Origin of the sequence: Cronbergia sp. UHCC 0137 (genome assembly GCF_034932285.1) — a bacterium.
Lineage (GTDB): Bacteria > Cyanobacteriota > Cyanobacteriia > Cyanobacteriales > Nostocaceae > Cronbergia.
The window spans coordinates 1,710-4,734 of record NZ_JAYGHC010000107.1 but is presented as its reverse complement, the minus strand read 5'-3'; the positions used below and the strand labels follow the sequence as shown (position 1 = coordinate 4,734).

The window sequence follows — 3,025 nt, the reverse complement described above, 5'->3', positions numbered from 1 at the left end:
GAAGAATAGACCTGGCATCGAGCTATTTTGGCGTGGGGCAACCCCCAAACTATCGTCGCCGCAGCAGCGTTTCACCTCTGAGTTCGGGAAGGGATCAGTGTGGTTCCACCGCGCAATAGACACCAGGAAAACTTGTAAGAGTCAGAGACCCTGAAGACTGCAAAAAGAAAGAAAAAGTTGAAAATGAGAGGTCAAGCCCTCGGTCTGTTAGCACGGCTCGGCTACATACATTACTGCACTTCCACCTACCGCCTAAGAACCTGTGTTCTACAGGTGACCTTACCTACTATTAGTAGTGAGAGCACTCATCTTGAGGTGGGCTTCCCACTTAGATGCTTTCAGCGGTTATCCGCTCCGCACTTGGCTACCCAGCGTTTACCGTTGGTACGATAACTGGTACACCAGCGGTGCGTCCTTCCCGGTCCTCTCGTACTAAGGAAGGCTCCTCTCAATGCTCTTGCGCCTGCACCGGATATGGACCGAACTGTCTCACGACGTTCTGAACCCAGCTCACGTACCGCTTTAATGGGCGAACAGCCCAACCCTTGGGACGTACTTCCGCCCCAGGTTGCGATGAGCCGACATCGAGGTGCCAAACCTCCCCGTCGATGTGGACTCTTGGGGGAGATCAGCCTGTTATCCCTAGAGTAACTTTTATCCGTTGAGCGACGGCCATTCCACTCTGCGCCGTCGGATCACTAAGGCCTACTTTCGTACCTGCTCGACTTGTTGGTCTTGCAGTCAAGCTCCCTTTATGCCTTTACACTCGTCGCACGGTTTCCAAGCGTGCTGAGGGAACCTTTGCGCGCCTCCGTTACCTTTTAGGAGGCGACCGCCCCAGTCAAACTGCCCACCTGAAACTGTCCTCTCTCCGGCTGACGGAGATGAGTTAGAATCCTAGCTTCGCCAGAGTGGTATCTCACCGTTAGCTCCATATTCCCCACAAGGAATACTTCATCGCTTCCCACCTATCCTGCGCAAGCGAAGCCCGGACACAATTCCAGGCTACAGTAAAGCTTCATAGGGTCTTTCTGTCCAGGTGCAGGTAGTCCGTATCTTCACAGACATTCCTATTTCGCCGAGTCTCTCTCTGAGACACCATCCAGATCGTTACGCCTTTCGTGCGGGTCGGAACTTACCCGACAAGGAATTTCGCTACCTTAGGACCGTTATAGTTACGGCCGCCGTTCACCGGGGCTTCGGTCGCTAGCTTTACGTTTCCGCTGACCAACTTCCTTAACCTTCCGGCACTGGGCAGGCGTCAGCCCCCATACGTCCTCTTTCGAGTTTGCGGAGACCTGTGTTTTTGGTAAACAGTCGCCTGGATCTCTTCACTGCGACCCACTTCTTAGGTGGGCACCCCTTCTTCCGAAGTTACGGGGCCATTTTGCCGAGTTCCTTAGAGAGAGTTATCTCGCGCCCCTTGGTATTCTCAACCTCCCTACCTGTGTCGGTTTCGGGTACGGGTACGATGTCTTCATCATATTACTAGCTTTTCTTGGCACTATCCTTCACCACGCGACCGTCGTAACGGTCTCCCAAACCAATCAGGGTATGGCTATCTTTCATGCGTCCCTAGTAATACTCCCACATCCTAGTCAGGGATTATTCACCCTGTGTCCATCGACTACGCCTTTCGACCTCGCCTTAGGTCCCGACTAACCCTCCGTGGACGAACCTGGCGGAGGAACCCTTAGGGTTTCGGGGTGTATGATTCTCACATACATTTGCGCTACTCAAGCCGACATTCTCACTTCCGTTTCGTCCACAGCTGCTCGCCGCTACTGCTTCAACCTACGACGGAACGCTCCCCTACCGATTAATTTCTTAATCCCACAGCTTCGGTACATCACTTAGCCCCGTTCATTTTCGGCGCAAGATCGCTTGACTAGTGAGCTATTACGCACTCTTTTAAGGTTGGCTGCTTCTAGGCAAACCTCCTAGTTGTCTATGCAATCTCACCTCCTTTATCACTTAGTGATGATTTGGGGACCTTAGCTGGTGGTCTGGGCTGTTTCCCTCTTGACAATGAAGCTTATCCCCCACTGTCTCACTGGCAATGTGTTCTCTGGGTATTCTTAGTTTGTCTCGATTTGGTACCGGTCTCCCAGCCCGCACCGAAACAGTGCTTTACCCCCCAGATTTAATCATTACCGCTGCGCCTAAACACATTTCGGGGAGAACCAGCTAGCTCCTGGTTCGATTGGCATTTCACCCCTAACCACAGCTCATCCGCTGATTTTTCAACATCAGTCGGTTCGGACCTCCACTTGGTGTTACCCAAGCTTCATCCTGGCCATGGTTAGATCACCAGGGTTCGGGTCTATAAACACTGATTATCGCCCTTTTCAGACTCGGTTTCCCTTTGGCTCCAGCATTCCCGCTTTAACCTACCAGTGCCTATAAGTCGCCGGCTCATTCTTCAACAGGCACGCGGTCATCCGTTTAATCGGACTCCCACTGCTTGTAAGCTAATGGTTTCATGTTCTATTTCACTCCCCTTCTGGGGTTCTTTTCACCTTTCCCTCGCGGTACTTGTTCGCTATCGGTCACACAGTAGTATTTAGCCTTACGAGGTGGTCCTCGCTGATTCATACGGAATTTCACGTGCTCCGTACTACTCGGGATTCAGCTACTATCCTTTGATTTTCGACTACGGGACTTTCACCCCCTCTGGTACAGTATTTAGCTGTTTCGTCTAACCTCTAGATTCGATATCGCTGTCCCACTACCCCAGAGGATAAATCCCCTGGTTTAGGCTCTTCCCCTTTCGCTCACCACTACTTAGGGAATCTCTATTTTGATTTCTCTTCCTCCAGCTACTAAGATGTTTCAATTCGCTGGGTTGGCTCTTTCCTGCCTATATATTCAGCAGGTAGTATTTAGGGTTGCCCCATTCGGACATCTCCGGCTCTTCGTTTGCTTCCAACTCCCCGGAGTATTTCGTCGGTAACCACGTCCTTCTTCGCCTCTGTGTGCCTAGGTATCCACCATTAGCCCTTATTAGCTTGACCACTAATTCTTG

General features: G+C 51.5%; 2 rRNA genes. Both read right to left on the bottom strand.

Annotation, left to right across the window (positions count from 1 at the left end):
• Positions 1-9 precede the first annotated feature (9 nt).
• Positions 10-127 (bottom strand): 5S ribosomal RNA (gene rrf / locus VB711_RS26300).
• A gap of 60 nt (positions 128-187) precedes the next feature.
• A 23S ribosomal RNA gene (locus VB711_RS26295) occupies positions 188-3,014 on the bottom strand.
• Between the last annotated feature and the right edge of the window lie 11 nt (positions 3,015-3,025).